20 protein-coding genes are annotated in these 21,371 nt (G+C 67.9%); 6 read left to right on the top strand and 14 right to left on the bottom strand.

Annotated features, from left to right (window positions below):
• Positions 1–380: 380 nt before the first annotated feature.
• Positions 381–1,355 carry a zinc-binding dehydrogenase gene (locus QT196_RS38455; protein ID WP_290354016.1) on the bottom strand — a complete coding sequence of 325 codons (975 nt, stop codon included), beginning with the start codon at positions 1,353–1,355 and terminating at the stop codon, positions 381–383.
• Positions 1,356–1,469: 114 nt separating this feature from the next.
• Between QT196_RS38455 and QT196_RS38450 the strand changes: the two genes are divergently transcribed.
• Positions 1,470–2,063 carry a TetR/AcrR family transcriptional regulator gene (locus tag QT196_RS38450; protein ID WP_290354017.1) on the top strand — a complete coding sequence of 198 codons (594 nt, stop codon included), beginning with the start codon at positions 1,470–1,472 and terminating at the stop codon, positions 2,061–2,063.
• Positions 2,064–2,190: 127 nt separating this feature from the next.
• Here QT196_RS38450 and QT196_RS38445 read toward each other — a convergent pair whose 3' ends face one another.
• Entirely contained in the window at positions 2,191–2,616 is a 426-nt protein-coding gene (locus tag QT196_RS38445; protein WP_290354018.1) for a hypothetical protein, read from the bottom strand.
• A 341-nt stretch (positions 2,617–2,957) separates the two neighbouring features.
• Here QT196_RS38445 and QT196_RS38440 point away from each other — a divergent pair, with 341 nt between their 5' ends.
• Positions 2,958–4,838, top strand: coding sequence for a hypothetical protein (locus tag QT196_RS38440; protein WP_290354019.1), 1,881 nt, complete (start codon positions 2,958–2,960; stop codon positions 4,836–4,838).
• Positions 4,839–4,861: 23 nt separating this feature from the next.
• On the opposite strand, the gene QT196_RS38435 is transcribed toward QT196_RS38440, so the two are convergent.
• The 12 genes from QT196_RS38435 to QT196_RS38380 all read right to left on the bottom strand — a co-directional run bounded on the left by QT196_RS38435 (position 4,862) and on the right by QT196_RS38380 (position 16,907).
• Complete coding sequence (locus tag QT196_RS38435) at positions 4,862–5,425, bottom strand: hypothetical protein (RefSeq protein ID WP_290354020.1); 564 nt, start codon at positions 5,423–5,425, stop codon at positions 4,862–4,864.
• Positions 5,422–5,919, bottom strand: a complete 498-nt coding sequence (locus tag QT196_RS38430) for a hypothetical protein (protein ID WP_290354021.1) — start codon at positions 5,917–5,919, stop codon at positions 5,422–5,424. The genes QT196_RS38435 and QT196_RS38430 overlap by 4 nt, the downstream gene beginning before the upstream one ends.
• A 130-nt stretch (positions 5,920–6,049) precedes the next feature.
• Entirely contained in the window at positions 6,050–6,274 is a 225-nt protein-coding gene (locus tag QT196_RS38425) for a helix-turn-helix transcriptional regulator (RefSeq protein ID WP_263268854.1), read from the bottom strand.
• Positions 6,274–6,882 (bottom strand): DUF2975 domain-containing protein, encoded by a 609-nt coding sequence (locus QT196_RS38420; protein WP_290354023.1) that lies wholly within the window; start codon positions 6,880–6,882, stop codon positions 6,274–6,276. Before QT196_RS38420 ends, QT196_RS38425 begins: the two co-directional genes overlap by 1 nt.
• Before the next feature lie 157 nt (positions 6,883–7,039).
• Complete coding sequence (locus QT196_RS38415; RefSeq protein WP_290354024.1) at positions 7,040–9,472, bottom strand: site-specific integrase; 2,433 nt, start codon at positions 9,470–9,472, stop codon at positions 7,040–7,042.
• Positions 9,469–9,819 carry a helix-turn-helix transcriptional regulator gene (locus QT196_RS38410; RefSeq protein WP_290354025.1) on the bottom strand — a complete coding sequence of 117 codons (351 nt, stop codon included), beginning with the start codon at positions 9,817–9,819 and terminating at the stop codon, positions 9,469–9,471. The genes QT196_RS38415 and QT196_RS38410 overlap by 4 nt, the downstream gene beginning before the upstream one ends.
• A gap of 16 nt (positions 9,820–9,835) precedes the next feature.
• Positions 9,836–10,939 (bottom strand): tyrosine-type recombinase/integrase, encoded by a 1,104-nt coding sequence (locus QT196_RS38405; RefSeq protein WP_290354027.1) that lies wholly within the window; start codon positions 10,937–10,939, stop codon positions 9,836–9,838.
• A gap of 65 nt (positions 10,940–11,004) precedes the next feature.
• Positions 11,005–13,011 carry a site-specific integrase gene (locus QT196_RS38400; protein ID WP_290354028.1) on the bottom strand — a complete coding sequence of 669 codons (2,007 nt, stop codon included), beginning with the start codon at positions 13,009–13,011 and terminating at the stop codon, positions 11,005–11,007.
• Positions 13,008–14,195 (bottom strand): tyrosine-type recombinase/integrase, encoded by a 1,188-nt coding sequence (locus QT196_RS38395; protein WP_290354029.1) that lies wholly within the window; start codon positions 14,193–14,195, stop codon positions 13,008–13,010. Before QT196_RS38395 ends, QT196_RS38400 begins: the two co-directional genes overlap by 4 nt.
• 289 nt (positions 14,196–14,484) lie before the next feature.
• Complete coding sequence (locus tag QT196_RS38390) at positions 14,485–15,180, bottom strand: DUF6308 family protein (RefSeq protein ID WP_290354030.1); 696 nt, start codon at positions 15,178–15,180, stop codon at positions 14,485–14,487.
• 1 nt (position 15,181) lies between these two features.
• Positions 15,182–15,619, bottom strand: a complete 438-nt coding sequence (locus QT196_RS38385; RefSeq protein WP_290354031.1) for a hypothetical protein — start codon at positions 15,617–15,619, stop codon at positions 15,182–15,184.
• A 121-nt stretch (positions 15,620–15,740) separates the two neighbouring features.
• Positions 15,741–16,907 (bottom strand): NPCBM/NEW2 domain-containing protein, encoded by a 1,167-nt coding sequence (locus QT196_RS38380; protein ID WP_290356587.1) that lies wholly within the window; start codon positions 16,905–16,907, stop codon positions 15,741–15,743.
• Positions 16,908–17,378: 471 nt separating this feature from the next.
• Here QT196_RS38380 and QT196_RS38375 point away from each other — a divergent pair, with 471 nt between their 5' ends.
• From QT196_RS38375 to QT196_RS38360, 4 genes are all read left to right on the top strand, one after another.
• Positions 17,379–17,636, top strand: coding sequence for a hypothetical protein (locus QT196_RS38375; RefSeq protein ID WP_290354032.1), 258 nt, complete (start codon positions 17,379–17,381; stop codon positions 17,634–17,636).
• Between the two features lie 238 nt (positions 17,637–17,874).
• Positions 17,875–19,467 carry a transposase family protein gene (locus QT196_RS38370; protein WP_290354033.1) on the top strand — a complete coding sequence of 531 codons (1,593 nt, stop codon included), beginning with the start codon at positions 17,875–17,877 and terminating at the stop codon, positions 19,465–19,467.
• Entirely contained in the window at positions 19,467–20,243 is a 777-nt protein-coding gene (locus QT196_RS38365) for an ATP-binding protein (protein WP_290354034.1), read from the top strand. Before QT196_RS38370 ends, QT196_RS38365 begins: the two co-directional genes overlap by 1 nt.
• Complete coding sequence (locus QT196_RS38360) at positions 20,243–21,283, top strand: hypothetical protein (protein ID WP_290354035.1); 1,041 nt, start codon at positions 20,243–20,245, stop codon at positions 21,281–21,283. Before QT196_RS38365 ends, QT196_RS38360 begins: the two co-directional genes overlap by 1 nt.
• Positions 21,284–21,371: the final 88 nt, after the last annotated feature.

Genomic DNA, 21,371 nt, shown 5'->3' with positions numbered 1-21,371 from the left:
CGTTGCTCTCTAGGAACAGCGTTTCTCGACAAGTTCCGGAGTCACTTAATGATCAGTGGGCCCGTGAATGTCGATGAGAAATGATGGACTGACGTGGCGGCAAACGCGGGACGGCCAGTCGCCCGTCAGGCGGCTGACCGTCGGTGGCAGGTAGCGGCAGGTGTCAGAGCCTGTGTCTGCACCCCTGATCTGTCACTTACTGTGACTGATAGGAAGGTTCCTCCACGATCGGTCTGCGCGGGGCATGTTCGAATGTGGGGGATAGTGTCGGCGGTACGCGAGAGCACTCGGACTTCCCTGATGCACGCCTGCGTGGAGCTGAGCTTGGTACTCGCTGTTTGTCAGCCGTAGCAACGAGCGTTCGGACCGGCCTGGCCGTCCTACGGGACGACCAGTATGCGGCCCAGCTGTGCACGGCTCTCCAGCAGCCGGTGCACCTCGGTGGTCTCGGTCAGCGGCAGCCGGGCGTGGACCGCTGTGCGTAGCAACCCCTGGGCCGCGTACTCGGTAAGTTCAGCCAGGTCCTTCACGGCGCGCTCGGCGTCGGCCGCATGCGCGGCTATGAGGGAGAACCCCATGACGGACCTCAGCGCGAACAGGTCGGTGACGGGGATGCTGCCGAGCTCGCCGCTCGCGGCTCCATACGTCACGAGCCGTCCGTACGGGGCCAGTACGTCCAGGCTGCGGCGCAGGATGTTGCCGCCGGCCGCGTCGAGGACGACGTCCACGCCGCCGGGCACGGCCGTGCGGACCTGCTCGGGCCAGTCCTCATCGGTGTAGTTGACGCCGATGTCGGCGCCGTGGGCGCGGGCGAAGTCCAGCTTGGCGGGCGTACTGGCCGTGGCGATGACCGTACCCGCACCGAGTACCTTCGCGAGCTGTACGGCGAGGTGGCCGATGGCGCCCGCGGCGGAGTGAACCAGTACGGTCTCGCCGTGCGCCAGCCGCCCGGCGTGCAGCACGCCCAGGGCCACCGGTGCCACCATCGGGAGCGCGCTGGCCGTGCCCGCGTCGAGCCCGTCAGGTACCGGGACGAGCCACTGTGCGTCCGCGAGGATGAGGTCGCAGAACGCGTCCTCGGAGGCCGTGGCGACCTGCTGCCCGATCAGGGCCGGATCCGTGTCCGGCCCGACCGCCTCGACCGTGCCCACCACGTCGCCGGTGAGGGACCTGGGTAAGGGCCGCGGGTAGAGCTCGGTCTGGGCCATGCCGCGCCGGAGCTGGGTGTCCACGAAGTTGGCGCCGATCGCTTCGGCCCGGATGAGCACCTGCCCCGCCTCTGGGACGGGAACGGGGACTTGTTCCAGGGTGAGGACTTCGGGGCCACCGTAGGAGTGGTAACGGATTCGTCGCATGGCAGATCTCCTTCAACAAGAGGGTGCTCTAAACTGGACTGGCGGTCCATTCGACCGTACTGGACCGTCGGTCCAGTTGTCTACGGATCATGGTCCTGGGTGAGGAGCTAGCTGATGGCGGAAGTCCGTCGTGAACGCGCCGACGCGGCACGCAATCGGCACGCGATCCTGAAGGCCACCGAGAGCCTCCTCTCCGAACACCCTCCAGAGCAGGTCTCGATGGAGCGCATCGCTGCCGCGGCCGGGGTCGGGAAGGGCACGGTGTTCCACCGCTTCGGCAGCCGCGCGGGCCTGATGCGAGAGCTGATGCTGGAACGAGCCCACGCCCTGCGTGAATCGGTCACGGAAGGCCCACCGCCTCTGGGCCCGGGGGCCCCTCCCCGGCAGCGGCTGCTGGCCTTCCTCGACGCGGTCGTGGACGTGGTCGGGCGGAACAAAGGTCTGCTGGCCGCTCTCGGGCAGGCAGCGACAGCCCCCCGCGACGCCCAGGAGGACTCGCGCGAACAGCACTCGGTCTACGGGTTCTGGCACGGCCACATCAGCGAGCTGATCACCGAGGAACGCTCTGACCTGGACGCCGAGTTGCTGGCCCATATCCTGCTCGGTGCTCTGCAGAACGGACCGATCGTGCGTCTGCTGGGGCAGGGAGAGGCTCAACGGCTTGCGGTGTCGCTACGGCTGCTGGTCACCGGCATGCTGGAGGCGTGACGGCCCGCCGGGGGCCGCGCCATCTCACGGTCGAAGACCGGTCATCTCCCACTCGGTTGTCACTAGTGCCTGTGTCAGCAGGCATCACCCGTTGGTACTACTGTCCCGGGCTCTTCGAAGCCCTGGGTCAGGACACCTTGTTGAGCAGCGACCAATTAGGGCCGGGGACTGGAGGCGGAGCATCAGCCACGGCGCCAGTCCCCGACCTGCTCAGCCAGCCTTGGCGGGTTCCTCGGCCCGGGCCCGCGTGGACGCGAGGCGGTAGGAGTCGGTGCCGGAGTTCGTCAGGCTCCAGCGCCTCCACCTCCCACTGCACCGGGCGCTCAATGTCGAAGCCGTAGCGGCGGGCGAAGGCCGGCCACCCCGGGTCGCCGCGCTTGCCCTCGGTCGCCGGGAGCCCGTACGCGCGCATCTGCTCGTAGGTGAGCAGCACCCGGGTCACCGAGCTCCAGCAGCCGGTGCGCTCCACCCAGTCCCGCTCGATGTCCTCGCCCGAGCAGTCGAAGTCGCCGACATTTCTCCGGGGCGCTGCGAGCGTGCGGTTCGAGTTCACGCAGCTCAGAAGCGGTCGGGACGACAATAGCGGGTGCAACACCTGTGGTGCACGGACTCGCTTCAAGGATCACTCGGCAGGCGGCAGGCCGCATCTGGCTCTGGACGGCTTGCTGTTCTCCCTGTTCTGGGCGAAGGGCCGCAAAAATGAGCGACAGATCCTGGTGGAGTCGATTCCCGCTCGGATCAGGGTGCCTGGAGCTTGCGCAGGCAGCACCCAGTGACGCGTTGCGGTATGCACTTCGCAGGTTCACGCTGGAAGTATCGGTAGAGAGTCTTTCATCACCAGCGTTCGAACCAAGAGAGATCTATCGGAGACTAGACCATAGATATCGATCGGACATGCCGATGCAGCCCCTTCCGAGCTATCAGCTAATTCCGTTCCTCGATTGGCTCCACCAACGGAAATTCTCTACTCAGAGAGCAAGCATAGACCAGCTTGACCATCTCGCCCTGGAGTTCCTTCGGAGCGGCGGCCGTAATGGCATGGTCGGCATAATGATCCTCTTCCAGACGTGTCCTGTTCTCAGCGAACCCACGGTCGAAGCCCAGATGGATCACTTTTCTGGTTGCGGCCGATGCATTGAGATGCTCCACGAAGAGAGCTTCGAGGATCGCCCAGCGGAGTCATTCCTTCGACAGCGTGCAACAAATCACCAGAACCTACACCCCTTCTTGTCTGGATTCGTTGACCGAATGGCGGGAACGGCCCTTGATGTTGCCGCAGATTGGAACTCTCCTCACCGCCGCTTCCAGAGGGAGCGGCCGCCCTCGTTCCGTCAGATTATCCAGTATGAAATTGGGTCCGATCTTCGCCAAGAATTCCAGGACTACCTATCCGAGGTCCGGATGGCGAACCCCGGACTAGTAGAGAACTATGAATCTTGGCGCTCGGGATCTAATCGAGCATGCCCGCCAAGTTCCGATGCGGAGGAGCGCCGGAAAGATCCAACCATTGATATCGGAGACAATGAATCTCTTCGCTCCTTCGCTCAAAGACTCTCCGCGTCTGCGCAAATCGCGATCCAGGATGGCTTCTACGATGAACAGATAGCCAAAGATTCCCATTTCGCACACATGGTAGCTGCGATAGGCGACGGTTCTGCCGATAACGCTGCCCAGATTCTGGAGTTCCTAAACTGGCTGCATCAACGGGCGCCCGAGCTCACTCCACCAGGCAATATTCCCCACGAAGAACTGGAGGATCTCGCCCAGAAGTTCTGCGAAAACCGCGGCTACACCAACGGGCTGACTTTCTCCAAAGAGGCTCAACGCTGGCTTTCGGGCGCAGGGTCGAAGAAGATAACTCGGCGTATCGCCAGATTCCTCGGCACAGATGGAGGCCGCAGCAGGACAGGCTCCCCAAACCCTTTGGATAGATATGCGGCGATCCGCTTCCATGGGCTCTTTATGTTTCTATCTTCGGGAGACTTTCCGAGATTCATTAGCGATCACTGGCGCGACCTTCACCATCTCACCGGCGATGACATCGACATCTACTATAGTCAAAGTGATCTCACCCGCCGGACAAGCGGCTACGAAATAGCGAATCACTTCCGCAGCCTGCAACTCAGGGTCGACGCATTGCCTGCTCTTCTACTATGGGAGGAGCAAATAGAGGCCAGCGGCACGCTCCCACTGCGCGATCTTGACCACATCGGCATAGTTGAGGTCATGAAAACCGTAGTACAAGCAATCCGCGATGGTTGCACTTTGGAAAATATCATAGAGCGCGCCAGCTCCCGCACCAACCAACTCTCCCGCAGCGGGGAGAAGGGCCCCACAGTTGAGCATCACGGATTGCTCGTCATTGGCAATGGAGGAGTTGTGACACACGAGACTCATAACATTAGCGGGAGTACAATCGGCGCCGTCGGTTCCCATGCGGTCGCACACGACAATGTATTCTTCCAGGATGCTAGGTCGGCTTTGTCCGGTAGCGAGCTGACCCCCTCGGATTCTCCTGCAGTTTCACATCTGGCCGAGCTAATCGCGTCTCGCAAGATCGAGGGTCTTGGGCTAAGTGAACGTCTTGAGGGGGCGTATCACTTGTCAGCATTGGCGGATGCTGCAGCCCAGCATCAGGCTCAAGAAGAGCCATTGGCGGGTTGGAAGAAATGGATTACTACCTTGGGCGACCGTGGCCAGCGGGTACTCACCTTTCTCGCAAGTTCAACAACAATCGCCGCGCCGATCGCCAGGCTCTTGGGCGTGCCTGTGTGACGCCAAAGCCGGAGCCAGAGGTTTCACCGGCCTTTGCCGGTTAGCTCGGCCCCGCGGTTGAGCTGGGCCATCAGCTCGCGGTTGGCGGCGCGGGCAGCGGCGAGGTCGTCGTCGCGGTCTTGGAGCTTCAGTTCCAGGTCGACGACCTGCTGTTCGAGGGTGGTGATCCGGGCCTGGAGCTGTTCGGTGTCGTCGGGGCCGCCGATGCCCGACTCGCGCCAGACCTGTTCGCCCAGCACCTCGCTGAGCCGGCCTTCGAGGCGCCGGATGTGTGCGGCAAGCCGGGCGGTGCGGGCGTCAGCTGCTGCCAGGTCGGTCTGCAGCGAGGCCCGGCTGACGGCCGGTCCCCGGCCGCCGGGGACGGTGGGCGGCTCAGCGGCCTGCGCGTGGATCTGGCCGAGCAGGTCGCGGTGGCGGTAGAGGAAGGTGCGGTCGACGCCCGCGCGGCGGGCGATCGCCGCGACGCTGGTCTCAGATCCGTCCTTCGCGGCCTCGGCCAGGGCCGCGAGGACGCGCTGACGGCGTCGGCCGGTGTCAGCCCGGCGGCCTTCCAGCATGGCCTGGACGGCGGGGTCGGGTGGGGTCATGCGGGTCGCTCCGGTCGTAGGTCGGGCAGGGGCTGGGGAACGCGGGGCATGCCGAGGAAGCCCTGGCGGGTCTTGCGGACCATGGCCGCGGCCTGCTGGATCTCGGCGCGTTCGGCGTCGGTGAGCTGGTCGACCTCTTCGGTAACGCGACGAATCAGCCGCCGGACGCGGGAGATCTCTTCCTCCGACGGAGTGGCCTCGGCGCGGGCCCAGTCGTCGGCCTCGGTCATCGACCGCAGCCGTTCACGCTGCCGCAGCAGACCGTCGAGGTAGGCGGCTAGTTCGGGGAGGTGGGAGACGTCGGTGGAGTAGTGGTCGCAGCCCATGCAGCGGAACCGCAGGGGGCAGGCGCCGCCTCCGGCGGCGACATTGGAGGGCTCAGAGCAGGTGCCGAATGGGACCTGGACCGACCCGATCGCCAGGCGGACACGTTCGGCGTCCAGCAAGGTGGTGACCGCTCCCCAGACGCGCTGTCCATGGCGGTCGAACTGCATCGCGGTGACCTTGTCGACGGCCTCGCGCAGCCTTACTTCCTTGACCCGTAATGGTGGAGTCGGGTATTGGAACCGTCCGAATGCCTCAGCCGCTGCGGACCCCATCGCCCGGGCCGGCTGTCGAATCGCCTCACTTGGTGCCGAATGTGAGGACGTCTCCGGGTTGGCAGTGGAGTTCGCGGCAGATCGCGCTGAGGGTGCTGAAGCGGATCGCCTTGGCGCGGTCGTTCTTGAGAATGGACAGGTTCGCAACCGTCACTCCGACGCGTCCCGCGAGTTCGGCGAGGGTCATGCCGTGGTCGGCCAGCAGTCGGTCCAGGTGGCAGTGGATTTCGTGCGGGTCCTCCGGGGGCATCAGACCAGTCCCTCCGTGTCTTCGCGCAGTCGCGCCCCCCGGCGGAAAGCCGCAGCCGCGGCTGCGGTCAGCAGGGCCCCGAACACTGCTGCGGTGCTCATGGCATAGGGAGTGAGGACAGCCTGTTCCACCGGCGAGCCCTCGACCAGGAGTTTCGTCGTCAGGACATCCAGGGCCGGGGGGAGCGTACCGACCAGGAGAAGGGCCCCGGCAATGACGAGCAGGCGGCGCGTGTTCTGCGGGACGAAGAAGTCCCCTGCGTGGAAGGTGCGGGCCATGAGGAGGAGGACGTAGAAGATCACGACCAGTAGGACCGCGCCCGTCAGGCCGGGCAGGATCAGTAGCAGCCGATCTCCAAGGCCCGGGTCATGGAAGGCGAGGTCGGCCTGGCCGGTCCCACGCAGTGTCACCGGCCCCGAGGCCGTCGCGTCGGGCGCGGCTGCGGCGACGCTGACCGCGCGGGTGTCGGTGATGGGTGGGAGCGGGCCGACGACCCCGAGGATCGGGAACACGACCTTGAACAGGCCCACCAGTAGCAACCCCAACCCCAGGGCCGTCTCCAACACATGATTGTTGGCCCGCACCCACCAGGGCGATGTTTCGGACATGAGGATCCCCCTTGCTCAGCCAGTTACATATCGCTATTCGATACTATCGATAAACGATATGGGACTGTCAAGGTAGGCCGCGCCTCGCTCGGGTCAGGCCAGGGCGCCCGGGGGCGGTGTCTCGCCGGACCGCCTTGGCGAGTGCCTGCGCGGAAAGTCATGATCGGACGGGAGCCCCGCGTGGGCGTTGGCTGACGTCGGCGGCATAGGCGGCCCAGTCTCCGGCTGCGGCTCGCTGCCATTTGACGGCGACGGTGATGTCGATGCCGAGGGTCCGGGCGAGGACCGCAGCAGGCAGCTCCGTGGCGAGTTGGAAGAGAGCGGTTGAGCGGGTCTCGGCGAGGCGGATGCCGAGTTTGCGGAGCCGTTCGCCCATAGCCCAGGCACTGATCGGGCGGCCGGGTTGGCCGCCAGGGAAGAGCCAGGGTGACTCTGTCCGGCCGAGGACGGCATGGCTGCGGCGGGCCGCGACCTGCTGTCGGGCCAGGTCAGCGACGGGTGCGGGAAGCTCGACCGGAACGGCGCCGAGGCGGATGCGAACGGCTCCGTCCGTCTCCTCGATGTGGCCGATGGTGAGGCGAGAGATCGCCGCGGGCCACTGGGCATAGAGGAGCAACAGCAGTCCGGCCAGGCGGTCTTCAGGTTTGAGAGTGTCGTCGTGCAGCAGGCGACGGGCTGTGTCCCAGCGGGCCTCGTCGTCCATCGCCTGGGAGGGGCCGTTCCATCGCTCGGCAGGGAAGCTGAGATCGCGGGCGATCTTCTGGGAAAGGGCCCAGCGCACGAAGTGTCCTGCCTCCCGGCGATGGCGGACATCGTCGCTGGTCATCCAGCGTTCAAGGTCGGCCTGACGGCAGGTTGAAAGGGTCAGATTCTGCTCCTCGAGCCAGTCCAGGAGATGAACTGCCGCCCGCAGATGTTGCCGTGCGCCCGCGAGCTGGTAGTGCGTAATCTCCTTGCCGCGGCTGCGTCGGCGAAGCCGACGCAGGAGATGCCAAGTCGCGTACCGGTGCAGCATTTTCCGGCCCTCGGCCGTCGCATGGGAGGCGACGAGGTCCTTCACGTGCCGTTCGAGACGGACCATCTGCTCGTCCCGCCGGGGCAGGACTCCGGTGGCGACGAGAACGCTGCGGATGTGCTCGACGACCTTGCCTTCGGGGAGCACGTCCAGGGCCTCATGGGTGAGAGGCCGATGACCAGAACCAAGATCGGACAGGACGGTGGCGACGATGCCCTTGGAGAGCCAGCGCATCGCGGTGCCGGCCCGTTCGGTGTCGGCCAGGGCGTCGTGAAGGGACTGTAGCTTCGGGTTTATGGAGCCGGTTTCATCGGCGAGGAGTTCGTGGAGCCGCTGCTTGAGGGTGCAGCGGGGGCACGGTCCCGGCGCGTGCAGCCGTTCGGCTTGTCCGCAGGTGGGACAGGGGCGCCAGAGCTCGGCGTCCGGCGTGGTGCAGGGGCCGCAGACGGGGGCGTCGGCGGTGCCGGAGTGAATGCCGCGCATTCGTCCGCAGACGGTGCAGTGAGCTTGGCGCCTGTCACAGCCGCCGCAGCGGGGCAGGCCGGTGAGCTTCGAGAGCATGCAGGGTGCGGTGCGGCCGCAGATCGAGCAGAGCAGGATGGGCAGGGGACGGCAGTTCGGGCAGATCGGCCCGTCTGCGGTGCGGCTGCTGACCATGCGTGACTCGCCGCAGACGATGCAGGTCTCCAGGTTCGCCGGGTCCTTGACCAGGCAGCTCGGACACAGCGGTCGCCTCTCGGCGTCGCGGGTGGCCGGCTCGCGCCGGGCACCACAGCGTACGCATTCTTCGAAGCGGGACTTGGCGATGCAGTTGCGGCAGACCCGCTGCCCGTCGAGCGGCTTGTCGATGCGGACCACCCGGTGGCAGCGAGGGCATGCGGGCCGGACGATCCCGGCGACACCGGCCTCGTGTAGCAAGTCGATGAACCGCAGGATGGCACGATGCGGCGCCAGATAACCCTCCCCGGTCAGCAGACGAGGGTTGTCCTCCAGGGCCCAGACCACTCTCTGGCGATAGTGAGGACGGTGGGGCGCCGACCGGCGGAGGGCCTCAGCGACCGCATCACGGTCGACGCCCGGGGCGATCGTGGTGATCAGTTCGTGGACGACCGCGGCTGGATCACGATCGTCGTTGTCGGGACACATCGAACAGCGCGGCAGGCCCTTGCGGTCCCGGAAGCTGACACGTCGGACGTTTCCGCAGGCGGTGCACTCGGCTCTCTCCTGCCCGCAGACCGAGCAGTACCAGTCCTGGCCCTTGCGCTGGAGGGTTCGCAGCTGCTTGCCGCACTCCGCGCAGACCGGTGCCGCGATCGCCGAGGCGCCGGCCTTGCGGAGCTCGATGAGCAGATCGCCGATCGCCCGGGGTGCCGGGGACCGGCCGTCGGTCAGGACGGCGGACCGCATCGCCAAGGCCTTGGCCACCTGGCGCGACTTCGCTCGGCCGCCCGCGACCGCGGTGACCACGGCCCGGATCCTCTCGGCGCCGAGTTCCTTCTCGACATCGGTGACGAGGTCTGTGATCAGGCCGATCGGGTCCGTGACGGCGCGATCAAGCTGGTCAGCCGTGGTCAAGACCGGTCAACTCCTCTGATCCGAGCACGCTTTGGACGCAGTCCGCCGAGTCCCTCCGCATCGGGTGCCGAGCCGCCGGCGGCTGCCTTCTTCGGCTTCTTCACGGCCCCGGCCGCCACGATCGGCTCGATGAGGTCGTCCATGGTGCAGTCGAGGATGTCGAGCAGGGCCATGAGGATCTTCAGGCTCAGTCGCTCCGGTCGCTCGACGACGAGCCGGTAGACCTGGCTCGTGGACAGCGTGATGCCGCGCTCCTTCAGCGGCGGGAGGAGGTCGGTGGTGGAGAACATCCCGCGGTCGGCCATGACTTTGCGCAGGTGCCAGTGGTAGTCGAGCTTGGCGGCCATCGCCGGATCCCTCCTGTCAGGCCCCGGCGAACGCCGGGGCCAGTGCCTTGTGCAGGGAAGTGTTCATGAAGTCGTCGCTGACGTGCGTGTAGATGGCCAGGGAGCTGTCGCACTCGTGGCCGACCTGCTGCTGGATGAAGCGCCGGTCCACCCCGTCCTCGGTCAGGTGCGTGACGTACGAATGCCGAAGACTGTGCGGAGTCAGCTCTTTCGTCAGCCCGAGAGCGTCCCGGTATGCCTCGAACCGGTCGTTGATCGAGCCGGGCTGCAGGCGGCCCCCGCGCTCGGTGATCCACAGAGCAGAGTGATCGGGGAACCCGAAGCGCGGCCGGACGTTCTCGACGTAGTCGGCGACCGCCTCGACGGCCCAGTCCATCACCGACAGCACGTTCCGCCGACGCGGCGACTGGCCCTTCTTCGCCTTGCCGTAGCGGACGTTGAGCGTGCCGTATCGGCCGAACTGGCGGGCCTGTGGGTTGCGCCCGAAGTCGACCACATCGAGCTTGGACGTCTCGGTCCGGCGAAGTCCCCACCCGTAGATCACCTTGAACAACGTGGCGTCGCGGTAGGCCGCCAGGGCTCCCTTGCGTTTCGCCCGGACCGCTCGTTCCACTTGGTCGTCGGCGTAGTCGAGGAAGAGCTGCAGCTCTTCCCGCGTGAAGGGCCTCGCCTCCGGGTCTCCTTCGTAATCCTGCAGGTGAGGCAGGGTATTCCACTCGTGGCAGATCGCCACCGGGAAGGTGCCGAAGGCTTCCTCGCAGGCCGGGACCCAGCCGTAGCGGGCGTCAATGAGGAGCTCGGTGAACAACCGGACGATGCCCTGGTAGCTGCGGACCGTGGACGGCGCCAAGTGTCTCTCGCTCGTCAACGACGCCGACCACTCGTCCAGGTGGGCGGGCGTCCATCGCCACGGGTACTCGTTCGTGAAGTCCAGAAACCGGCGAATTAGCCGTTCCCTCGGGTCAATCGTGTCGTCCTTCAGGCCTCGCGACTTCTGCTGAGCACGCCAGCCCCGCAACATCGCGTCGAACATCGCGTCCTCGGGACGCAGCTGGACCACCCCGGAGACGAGCTCCAGTTGAGCCGACCCGGCCAGGGCCACCTTGCGCTGATGCACCACTCCAGACCCTCCCTTCTGGAGGGCAGATCATGCATCAGAAGGGATCAACTCGGCAACACGCCTGCTCAGGCGGCCAGTCCATAGACCCCACGAACTCGTTCCACTTCCCGCATCGACCACGCGACCTGCGGTTTCTCGCCCGTCTGATGCAATTCCCGAGGGTTGTAGTAGCAGCGGGTCGACTGGTAGGAGTCGTGGTCCATCAGGGGTGAGAGGACCTCGATAGGGACGCCGGCGTCCGCGTGGCGCTGGGCGAAGGAGTGCCGGTAGGTGTAGGGGAAGATCTTCTCCTTGTCGAAGACCGTGCCGTCGTCGAGTCGGAACTCCGGTAGGGCGGTGACCCATTCACGGTGCACCCCGCTGAAGTGGGTGGAGTCGATGCCCTTGGCCCCGAGCTGGTTCATCACCGATGACGGCAGCAGAGCCAGCTGGGACAGCGGCTGGCTCGGGTAGAGGAGGCGGACGCGTTCTTGCTGCTCGCGGATCACCTGTGCGGTGGGTTCGTGGATCGGCAGCTCACGGCGGATCCGCTGTTCCTTCCAGTTGTTGTAGACCAGGACGGGCTTGCCCTGCCGGTCCCGGTTCAGGCAGTGGAATTCCAGCTTGCAGATCTCCTCCGGGCGCCGGCCGGTGTCCATCATCAGCTCCACCGCGACGCGCAGCTCCCGGCACGTCATCTCCTCGAACAGGTCCAGGTGCGCGCAGAGCTGCCGCATCACCTCCGGCGGCAGGTCCTGGCTCTCCTCCGAGGGCTCTGGTGGTTTCGGGACGTCGTGCCGGGTGATCACGAAGTCGTCCGGCAGCCCGGCCATGGGCCCGGCTGCCCTGGTCAGGCCCATCACGCGTGCCTGCCGGAGGACGTTGCGGGCGGCTCTGACGTAGGTGGTGCGGGTGTCGGCGGCGATGCGGCCATTGGCCTCCAGGAACGTCATGCGGTTCAGATGGTTCTCGATGTCAGACCGCCCGAGCGCCGCCGTGTCCATGCCGTGGTCCTGGCGGGCGTAGAGGCTCCGGGACAGGAAGGCCAGTCCGGTCAGGTGCTGGCGGGCGTGGGAGGACGTGCTGCGCGAGCGAGCGCGGGTCAGGTAGTCGCGGGCCCAGCGCTTGGCGGTCTCCTTCAGCCAGGGCTGGTGGATGTCGGTGAACTCCACCGATCCGCGGTGCCCGAAGACGGCCAGGTCCCAGATGTCCTTGCCGTACTCGCCTTCCGGGGACTTGAACGCCCGCAGCGCGTATGCGGTCAGGCGGTTGAGCAGCACCTTCGCGGTGCTGTTCGCCTCCAGCCCGGGGACGTCCTCCAGGCAGCCTGCCAGGGAGGGACGGATGGTGCGGTCGATGAGCGAGCGCAGCCCGCCGATGTCGGTCTTTGCACCGCGCCGGCAGCGGTGCTGCAACCCGAACAGCAGCTGCGCGACGACCAGGTCCGCCAGGCCCCGGAAGCTGATCTCGGAGCCGCTGCATCCTGACGGCACGGTCCGCAGCCACAGCTGCTCGTCGAGGTCCGCCTCTGTCTTGCGGAGGTGGTTGAGCTGCTTGCCGTGTGGATGGCAGAGCCGGTGGCCCACGGCGGTCACGGCCTGCCGGGTGCAGGCGAGCACGCCGCAATCACCCAGACGCGGCAGGGCCAGGGCCGCGGGGCTGGCGAGGAACTCCGTCAGTGTGCCGCCGAACTGCTGGTAATGGTGCCAGTGCGAGCGACACAGCGGCTGGCTGCGGGAGTTGATCCAGGTTCGCTCGCATCCGCCGACCCGGCACGCGCCCGGACCCACCCGCGGGGCCGTGCGCGGGAGCGTGACGAACTCCTCCAGCGGCAGTCCCGACTTTCGGTGCTGGTCCTGGCATGTCCGGCACAGACCACGGCCCTTCGACGGCAGATCACACTCCGGCACCGGGCAGGCCCGCATGCCCAGCATGGGATGGTCGACCGGCGCGCTCAGGACGCGGCGCCCAGCGTCCCAGCCGACCTCTGCGAAGAACTTCGGCTCGATCAGCGACCACAAGAACGCCGCCCGCTCCTCCTCGCCGGCGCCCGGGGCCGGCGGCGCCGCCGGCAGCGTCACCGCCGCGGTCATCGCTCTCCTCCAGCCAGGTCGCGCGGCGAAGGCACCCGCTCCACGGCCCGGCGCAGCCGGTCCGGGTCCGGGTGCAGATACGGCTCGGCGCTGGACAGCCGCTCGTGATCGAGCAGGGCGGCCACCTCGTCCAGGCTGCCGCCGGCGTCCGCGACGTTGCTGGCCATCGCGTGCCGGAGCATGTGCGGGGTCACGATCCTCGACAGCCCTGCCCGCTTCGACAGCCGCTGAAGCAGCTCGGTGATGCCGTCCGGGGTCATCGGGGCGCCCAGCGGCTCGGCGAACAGGTTCACCAGCACGAAGTCGCTCGCCGCCCCGTGCTGTAGCGCCATCCGCTCGATCACGTACTGGTCGTGGGCCTGGACCACCAGGAAGTCGACCGGTTTGGCCTTCCCCGGCCAAGCGGACCGCTGGCGCTTGGCCCACGCCCCGTTGGCGTTCTCCCGCCGCAGGACGTGCAAGTGGGAGCCGGTCACCCGGCAGCCCAGCGCGGTGGAGTCCGGCATGAAGTGCATGTCCTCGCGCCGCAGGCCCGCCGCGGTGCCGCGGCGCAGTCCGGCCCGGGCGAGCAGCAGCACGATGAAGCGGTCCCGGGCGTTGCGGCAGGCCACGAACAGCGCGACCGCTTCGGCGTCCGTGGCCCGGTCCCGGCGCTTGCGCGGGACCTGCACGCGGTGGCGGGCCTTGAGCCGGTAGCTCATCCCCTCGCCGCGGGCCTCCTCGGGCAGGTCCCAGTCCTCGGCCACCTCGTAAAGCTGGACCAGGACCTCCGAGGGCACGGTCTTCGCGGTGATGCCGTGCAGCAGGAACTGCCGCACGCCGGTCAGCACGTTCCCGATCCGGCCTGGCTGCCGGCGGGGCTCCGTCCCGGGCCCGGCCATCACCACCCCGCGGCCTGCGACCGGCCGCTCGATCCCGGTGGCCTCAGGTGTCCCGTACTTCAGCCACACGGTGAACAGCCCGAGGTCCACTGCGGCGGTCCGCCAGTCGCGGCCGGTCCGGGCGCACCAGCGCAGGTACAGCGCGATGTGCCCGGCGTACGTACGCGTCGTCAGCTCCGCCTGGTCCCTGCCGAACCGTACGTACCGCAAGAATGCGTCCGCCGCCGGCACCACGGCCAGTTCCTCGTCCAGCACCGTCCAGTACCCGGCACCCGAGGGCAGCTGCACACGAAACGCCCGCAAGGTTTCCTCCACTCCATCTGCAACGTGTCGCAACGATCACGACAGCTCCAGAGATGCGAGGAAGAACCCCAGCTCACACGGTCAGACGCAGCGTCCTACGACACGTCGAAGCGCCAGGGAGAACGACCACCAGGAGCACGGCGTCGCGGGGGTCGGCGGTGACTCGGTCGCGGACGACGTCGGCGTAGGACTGGGAGCCGAAACCCACAACACACCAGGCCAGCCGGCACCCCACGCACCAACAAGCCCCCTCCGAGCGTCAGCATTTGACCATCCCTGCGGCGGGTCCTCAGGGGCAGCGGTGGCCCGGGGCGGGGTGGGCCATCCATACCGCGACATCGGCGACCCGTAGCGCGCTGACCGTCTCGGGCAGGCCCGCACTCTGCCGCAGGCCAAGGAGTCGGTGGTGCAAGGCCGCGTCGTCCTCGCGCAGGGCGGTGCGCAGATCGGTCCAGAACGACGGCGGGTGGCCGAGCGCACAGCGCACGACCCGGTCGTAGACCGGCAGCAGCCGCGGCCGCTTACGGGCTAAGAGCTTCCCGGCGATCACCCACCCAATCTTGTACTGGTCCTCCAACAAGCACCAGGCCCGGTACGCTGGCGAGCCGTCCGCGACGACCGAGGCATCGGCGTCGGACAGATCAGTGTCGGAAGGGATGCCTCGCAGCAGTTCGGACAGTTGGGTGCCCAGCGGGCCTTCCAGCAGGTCGAGGGCGACGGGCGCGGGGACGGTCACCGACAGGGTCTGCACCGCCACCAGGTCCTCTGCGGTGAACCTGTCCGCGACCTGCCGACGGTCACCCCCGCCCGCCAGGTGCTCGAACCGGCCCCCCGTGAACGCGCCGGCACCCGGGGGCAGACCGATCCCGAAGTAGCGGCGCAGGTCGTCCACCACCCGCTCCGCATCCAGAACGACGTGCAGGCGCTGCCCCACCACGGACGGCTCGCCGTCGGAGGAACCAGGCCCCGCGACGAGCTCGTTCATCTCAGATACCTGTGCCCTCATCTGTGTCAGTTGTGGCCGGTGGCGTCGACTGGGCCGCCCATACCTCGCTGATCAAGGTGAAGGACGTAGTGAGCATTCCGGCCCCCCAGCGTGGGGGCATGACGGAATGAGCCCTCTGGCCGTGGGCGATGCGGTTGCGGAGCTTGCGCCCCTCGTGGAGGAACTCCGTCTGCCGCTCGGTCAGGAGGCCACTCTCCTTGCCCTGCTTGATGAGAGCGTGGAGCGGCTTCGTGCCGGAGTCAGGGATCTTGGCCCGGAGGACGATCTCCATCGCGATCAGGGCGTGCAGGAGGGCCACGGCGGAGAACTCGTAGCAGAAGTACGAGTGGCGCAGGAGCTCGCGGGAGGTGTGCAGCACCGTTGCCGCGGACTGCGGGATACCGGAGGGCACCGTCAACCCGGCGACGACGTCGTGCATGTCAGCGTACTGGGTGACGAAGTGATGGGCCCGGGGGTCGGGCACGGGGAACGGCAGGCGCTGATCGGCGGCGGCGTTCCACGGCAACTGGGAGGTGGGGTTGCCGCCGTCCTCAGCGCAGCTATTTGGTGACGGTGGGGTCGATCCACGCTCCGTAGCCCTCATGGGTGCTGAAGGACTCCAGGGTGGTGAGCTTGATGCGGAAGGCTTCGCTGATGTCGATGGTCACCTTCTTCACGGTGTCCCCGGGGGCCATCGTGAACTCTTTGACGATGACGTCGTCGACCTGCACGGTGAAGGTGATGACGTCGCCGGAAGGCGTGCTGTCCGAGACACCGGCGCTGGCGGTGAAGGTCGAGTACTCGCGGTTGAGCTGCCAGGTGCGTTCGGCCTCGAACGCGTACAGGTCTTGGGGTATTCGCGAGTATTGACGGTCAGGGCGCCGGCAGTGAACGAGCGCTTGGTGCCCTCCGGGTAGACGTCCATCGGCACCAGATCCTCGATCAGCGACCAGCTGTGCTGCTCCGGCGCGGGCGTACTCGGCGTCGCGCTGGCCGAGGGAGCCGTGCGGGAGGGCATTGGCGCGGAGGACCTGGTGGTGCCGGGCGTGGCCGACACCGGCGACGCGGCCCGGTTGTTCGCGTCGTTGGTACCGGTCGCCCAGATGCCGACCGCGGCGCCGCCGCCCGCCAGGAGCACGACGGCCACCGCGACGCCGATCAGCACAGGAGCCCGCCGGCCGCCGCCGGACTTCGACGGCTCCGGCACCGTGGGCGGCTCGGGAGGCAGGGGCGGCACCGACGCCTGGTGCACTCCCGCACCGGCCCCGGTTCCCGCCGGCACCAGGTCGCCCGAGCCCTCGGCCGCCTCCACCACCGCCAGACGACCCCGGCAGTCGTCCAGCTCCGTGACCAGGGCACCGCGGCGGTGGACGAGCTCGTCCCTGCGTTGCGCCAGGGCCCGGCTCTCCTCCTCGAGCCGGTGCCGGCGTTCCTGGCCCCCGGCACCGGGCGAGGCCTGGACCCGGCGGGTCTCCTCCTCCAGGTCCAGACGGAGCTGGTTCTCCCGCGCACGGACCTCGGCCAGATCGTCGCGGAGCCGGCGCAGCGCCTCCTCGCCGTCCAGGAGGCGCAGCAGGAGGGAGTTCTGGTCGCTGCCGCGGACGTCGGCGCCGGTGTCGACGAGGACGGTGCGGTAGGCGGTGAAGAGTTCCGTGTGGCGTTGAGGGGCGGCGGGGTCGTCGGTGCGGCGGGCGACTTCGGTGAGCAGGTCGTGGAGGAAGTCCCACGGCGGCAGGTTCGTGCCCAGGGTGTACTTGCGGACCGTGGAGTCCTTGTATGCGGGGAACCGGGCCGCGAACTCGCGCGAGCTCAGGCCCGTGAGGTCCAGCAGGACCTTCAGCCGGGCGCCGAACTCGGCTTTCAACCGGTCCTTCTCCTCACGCGCCTGCCGACGCGCGAGGATCCCGTCCTCCCCGCCGCCGTCACCACTGTGTGCCACCTGTGCTCCCCCTCACCAGAATCCGGTGCCGCCCGGCACGGAAACAGTTGGTCTGGCGCAGTCGCCCACCACCAGGCCCAGCGGTCACTGTAGGGCCAACTCAGCACGTCGCAGGGCTGGTTGAAACGGCATGGGCCGTTTCGTCCTCGCCCTGGCCTGAACCCGCACCCCCGAGGTGCCCGGTTGCCCGCAGGAGGCCCGCCATGACCCACCACCCCCGCCCGGGGCGCACCCACGACACAGGAAGCGAGGCCTGACCATGCCCGTCTCGCCGAACCTCGTGCCCGCGTCCGTCACCGCCGTCTCCGGCCTGGCGACCGTCATGGCCGGCGCACCCTGGTGGGGCGTCGTGATCTGCCTCGTCCTCGCCCTCGCCGCCACGTCGATGCAGACGCTCTTCCCGCAGGACTCCCCCGACCGGCTCACCTGGTGGACCAACCACCGCGAGCACCGCCACCTCCGCCGCACCCAGCACCAAAACCGCCGTCGGTGTGTTCGTCCTGGACCACCCGCCTGACGGGCCGTAGCCCCGGCAGACAGGCCGCGCGGGGACACGGCCTCCCAGGTCGGCCTCCCAGCTCCACGACGAACACCACCACCAGGCAGGGCTTCGTGCGCGGACACGGCTGTACCGGATGGCGGCGGTTGCTGTCAGTCGTATGCCGATTCCGGTCAGTTGGGTGCCAAAAGGCTGGGATACCTGGAACCCGGACGGCAGACCGTGCTGTCCCGTACTCGGCGGAGAGGGGCCGCACATGCCGGGAAGCCGTGGCGAGGATCCCGTGGGCGGCCCCGCGAGCGTGTTCCCGCCCGAGTTGGGGCGGGCAGCGGCGATGCCCCGGCTGCTGGACCTCGACGGGCGCGGTGAACTGGCATCCGCGCACGTACGTCTGGTAGCCCAGGCGTTGGGGAAGTCAGAGCGGACGGTATGGCGGTGGCTGGCCGCCGCCCGGGAGGATCATCGCCTCGCCCGGGTGGAGGCGTCCCATTTCACGGTCACCACAGAAGTCCGGCGGCTGCTGGCACTGTGGGGCGGTAACGCCTCCCGGGTCCACGCCGAGCTGGTGCAGCGGGCGGCCGAAGATCCGAACGCGCCCGCGGTGCCGTCCCTGTCGACGTTGCACCGGGCGATCCGCCGGGACCTGACCCGCGGTGAGCGGGCCGGACTCAAGAGCGGGGAAGCCGCCCGCCGTGCTCACGACGTCTTCGGGCAGCGTCCGCCGACGCACCGCAACGCGGCGTGGGAGGGCGACCACAAGCACGTGCCCGTCGAGGTCGACGTGGAAGGTGAGCTGGCCACGCCGTGGGTGACCTGGTTCATCGACTGCGCCACCAAAGCGATCACCGGGGTCGCGGTCACCGCGCACGCGCCGAGCCGCGACGCGGTGCTGGCGTCCCTGCGGATCGCGATCACCCGCACCGAGCCATTCGGACCCGTGGGCGGGCTGCCCGGTCAGATCCGGGTCGACCGCGGCAAGGAGTTCCTGTGCGCAACGGTCACCGCGGCCATGGGCGCGCTCGCCGTCCCCGTCACCGATCTGCCCGCCTATACACCGCACTTGAAGGGCACCATCGAGGCGTTGAACGACGCGGTGGAGGAGATGTTCCTCGTCTCCCTCCCCCGCTACACCGGCCGACAGAAACTCACCGGTGGCCGGATCGCCGACCCCGATGCCCCGCCGCTGGCCTATGAGGCATTCGTGGGGCTGCTGCTGGACTGGGTGGCCTGGTGGAACACCCGCCACCACCCGTCCGCGTTGAACGGGAAAAGCCCCGTCGAGGCGTGGCAGGCCGATGCGACGCCGCTTACTGATGTGTCCGCGGGGCAGCTGGCGACGTTCGCTCTGGAGGACGACGGTCGTACTTACACGATCAGTACCAGCGGGGTGCGGTGGCGGCGCCGCGATTACCTCGCCCCGTGGATGAACGGCCGTACCGGCACCAAGGTGTCGGTACGGCATCTGCCCCATCACGACGACACCATCGAAGTCTTCGACGCTACGACCGGCCGCCACCTTGGTTCGGCGTTCCTGGCCACTGCGGCGAGCCGTGAGCAGATCCGTGCCGTCCAGGCGGCACGGACCGCGGCTGCCCGCCGTCTCAAGGCCGATCTGAAGGCCGCGGAGAAGCTGCGCCGCCGGCGCTTCGAAGCCTCCACCACCGCCGCCCCGCCCAGGCCTCTCACCTCCTCGACCTCCGCCCAAGCCGAAGAGGAGCTGGGCGCGGCTGCGCAGACGGACCGCCGTGCGCTGGCCCGTCCCGACTTCATTCCGCACGGCCCCGCGCCCGATACCTGGGCCCGCCCCAGGCCCCCGCGCACACCTACTCCTGATGAGGACCACCGCTGATGATCGCCGATCTGGACTACGGACTGCTGCCCGACGAGAGCGAAGACCACTTCCTGGGCCTGGAGCAGGCGCAGCTGGTCGGCACCGACACACTGCTCACCACGCGGGACAACATCGAGGCCGTCATCGAGGCCAAGGCCATGATGTGCGTCTACGGGCCGGCCGGATCCGGCAAGACGATGTCGGTGAACTCGGCCCTGCGCCACCTCGCCCCGGACATCACGCACCGCCTGGAACTGCGGGCCGGACCGACCCCGCGCGACATCCGCCATGGTCTCTTCCAGGCGCTGGGGCTGCCGGGAGAGCCGCCGGCCCGCCCGATCGAGTTCGACACCCTCCTCAAGGAGGCGCTCGCCGAGGAGTTCCGGGTCCTGGTCTGTGACGAGGCACAGTGGATGAAGAAGACCGGGTTCGAGTTCTGGCGCCACCTGTGGGACGACAAACGCACCAACATCGCGGTGATCTTCGCCGGGGGCGACGGCTGCTACAAAGTCCTGCGCCGCGAGCCCATGCTGGCCTCCAGGATCTTCATCTGGCAGGAGTTCGCCCGCATGTCCAAGGACGAGGTACGGGCCACGATCCCCGCCTTCCACCCCGTCTGGGCGGACGTCGACACCGCGCTGATCGACGCGATCGACAAACAGGCCGCCCACGGCAGCTTCCGCAACTGGGCCAACATCACCACCCACATCCTGACCGGCATGAAGAAACTCAACCTCAAACAGGTCGACGAAGACCTCGTGCGCTGGGTCTACAGCAAGATCGGCGGCATGTAGTGAAGGTCAGCAGCGCTACCCCGGTCACCGCCATCATCGACCAGGGCGACCACCCCGCCTGGACAGCTGCCGCACACGCCGCACACGATCCGGACCTGGGCCGTCTGACCATCGACCCCAGCCCCGCCAACGGCGCACCCGCCGCCCTCGCCCACGACCTGCTCTACGCCCTGGGCAAACGACTCCCCTCGGGCGGAGAAACGTACGGAACGTGGGCCGACTCCCAGCGCCCCGCCTGGGACGCAGTCGCCGCCTGGATACTCACCCACCACATCGGGCACCTCATCATCTGCCGCACCGACCGCCTCACCACCGCCCGCCAGAGACAACTACTCGCCCTGCGGGAGCGCTGCGGCACCCGCCTCACCCTCCTCTGGCACCGACCGGTCACCCCCGCCCTGAAAACGCTCCTCGAAGAAACCCCACACCACCTCATCGACAGCCTCCCCCAGGCCCGTATCGCTCTGGACCGGACGGAACACTCACCTACCGGCACACCAAGCGCCGGACAGAAGCGACCCGCCGAACCAGCCCCTTGCCAGGACGCCGGGCAGTGGATCACCTCCCCGGCACCGTCGGACGGTGAAGTGACAGACCGTCCGAAACGTGCCCGGTGCCAAGGCGCACCCGAGCTCGCCCTCACGATGAGCGACGCACCGGCCGCGCGAGGACATGACCGCATACCAGCAGACGTCCTCGCCGCCCGGCTGACCACAGTGGCGCACCCGCTCCACGCGACAGCCCTGACCATCCACGCGGTCACTGGGGCAGACATCAGCCGGCTCGCGCTTATCCGCGGTATCGACATCAACGAAACAGCGACCACCGTCAAAGTCCACGACAGCACAGCCCACCGCAGATGCCAGGTCTACCCACTACCCACCTGGACACGCCGCCTCATACGCGCGGCAGGCATTCACGGACAGCTCAAGGACCGTGCCCCAGACAGCCCGCTCTTCCCGCTCATCACGGTCCAAGACGGCGAACAACTCCGCCTCACCGCAACAGGAATCCGCTACAACCTGAAGCCCACACCGTAGAAGGCGACACCGTCCGCCCCGCCCCCAACTCTCGGCACCCAGCACCTGCCACCACAGCCCTGACCAGCGATTACACACCCCACGCTGT

It is taken from the genome of Streptomyces sp. P9-2B-2 (assembly GCF_030406865.1).
Lineage (GTDB): Bacteria > Actinomycetota > Actinomycetes > Streptomycetales > Streptomycetaceae > Streptomyces > Streptomyces platensis.
This window is presented reverse-complemented; position numbering and strand designations above follow the sequence as displayed.

Bases quoted from the DNA above. Each gene is read 5' to 3' on its own strand.
- QT196_RS38455 (WP_290354016.1), bottom strand. From the start codon at position 1,355: ATGCGACGAATCCGTTACCACTCCTACGGTGGCCCCGAAGTCCTCACC.
- QT196_RS38450 (WP_290354017.1), top strand. From the start codon at position 1,470: ATGGCGGAAGTCCGTCGTGAACGCGCCGACGCGGCACGCAATCGGCAC.
- QT196_RS38440 (WP_290354019.1), top strand. From the start codon at position 2,958: ATGCCGATGCAGCCCCTTCCGAGCTATCAGCTAATTCCGTTCCTCGAT.
- QT196_RS38435 (WP_290354020.1), bottom strand. From the start codon at position 5,425: ATGACCCCACCCGACCCCGCCGTCCAGGCCATGCTGGAAGGCCGCCGG.
- QT196_RS38430 (WP_290354021.1), bottom strand. From the start codon at position 5,919: ATGCAGTTCGACCGCCATGGACAGCGCGTCTGGGGAGCGGTCACCACC.
- QT196_RS38425 (WP_263268854.1), bottom strand. From the start codon at position 6,274: ATGCCCCCGGAGGACCCGCACGAAATCCACTGCCACCTGGACCGACTG.
- QT196_RS38420 (WP_290354023.1), bottom strand. From the start codon at position 6,882: ATGTCCGAAACATCGCCCTGGTGGGTGCGGGCCAACAATCATGTGTTG.
- QT196_RS38410 (WP_290354025.1), bottom strand. From the start codon at position 9,819: ATGGCCGCCAAGCTCGACTACCACTGGCACCTGCGCAAAGTCATGGCC.
- QT196_RS38400 (WP_290354028.1), bottom strand. From the start codon at position 13,011: ATGACCGCGGCGGTGACGCTGCCGGCGGCGCCGCCGGCCCCGGGCGCC.
- QT196_RS38390 (WP_290354030.1), bottom strand. From the start codon at position 15,180: ATGAACGAGCTCGTCGCGGGGCCTGGTTCCTCCGACGGCGAGCCGTCC.
- QT196_RS38385 (WP_290354031.1), bottom strand. From the start codon at position 15,619: ATGCACGACGTCGTCGCCGGGTTGACGGTGCCCTCCGGTATCCCGCAG.
- QT196_RS38375 (WP_290354032.1), top strand. From the start codon at position 17,379: ATGCCCGTCTCGCCGAACCTCGTGCCCGCGTCCGTCACCGCCGTCTCC.
- QT196_RS38370 (WP_290354033.1), top strand. From the start codon at position 17,875: ATGCCGGGAAGCCGTGGCGAGGATCCCGTGGGCGGCCCCGCGAGCGTG.
- QT196_RS38365 (WP_290354034.1), top strand. From the start codon at position 19,467: ATGATCGCCGATCTGGACTACGGACTGCTGCCCGACGAGAGCGAAGAC.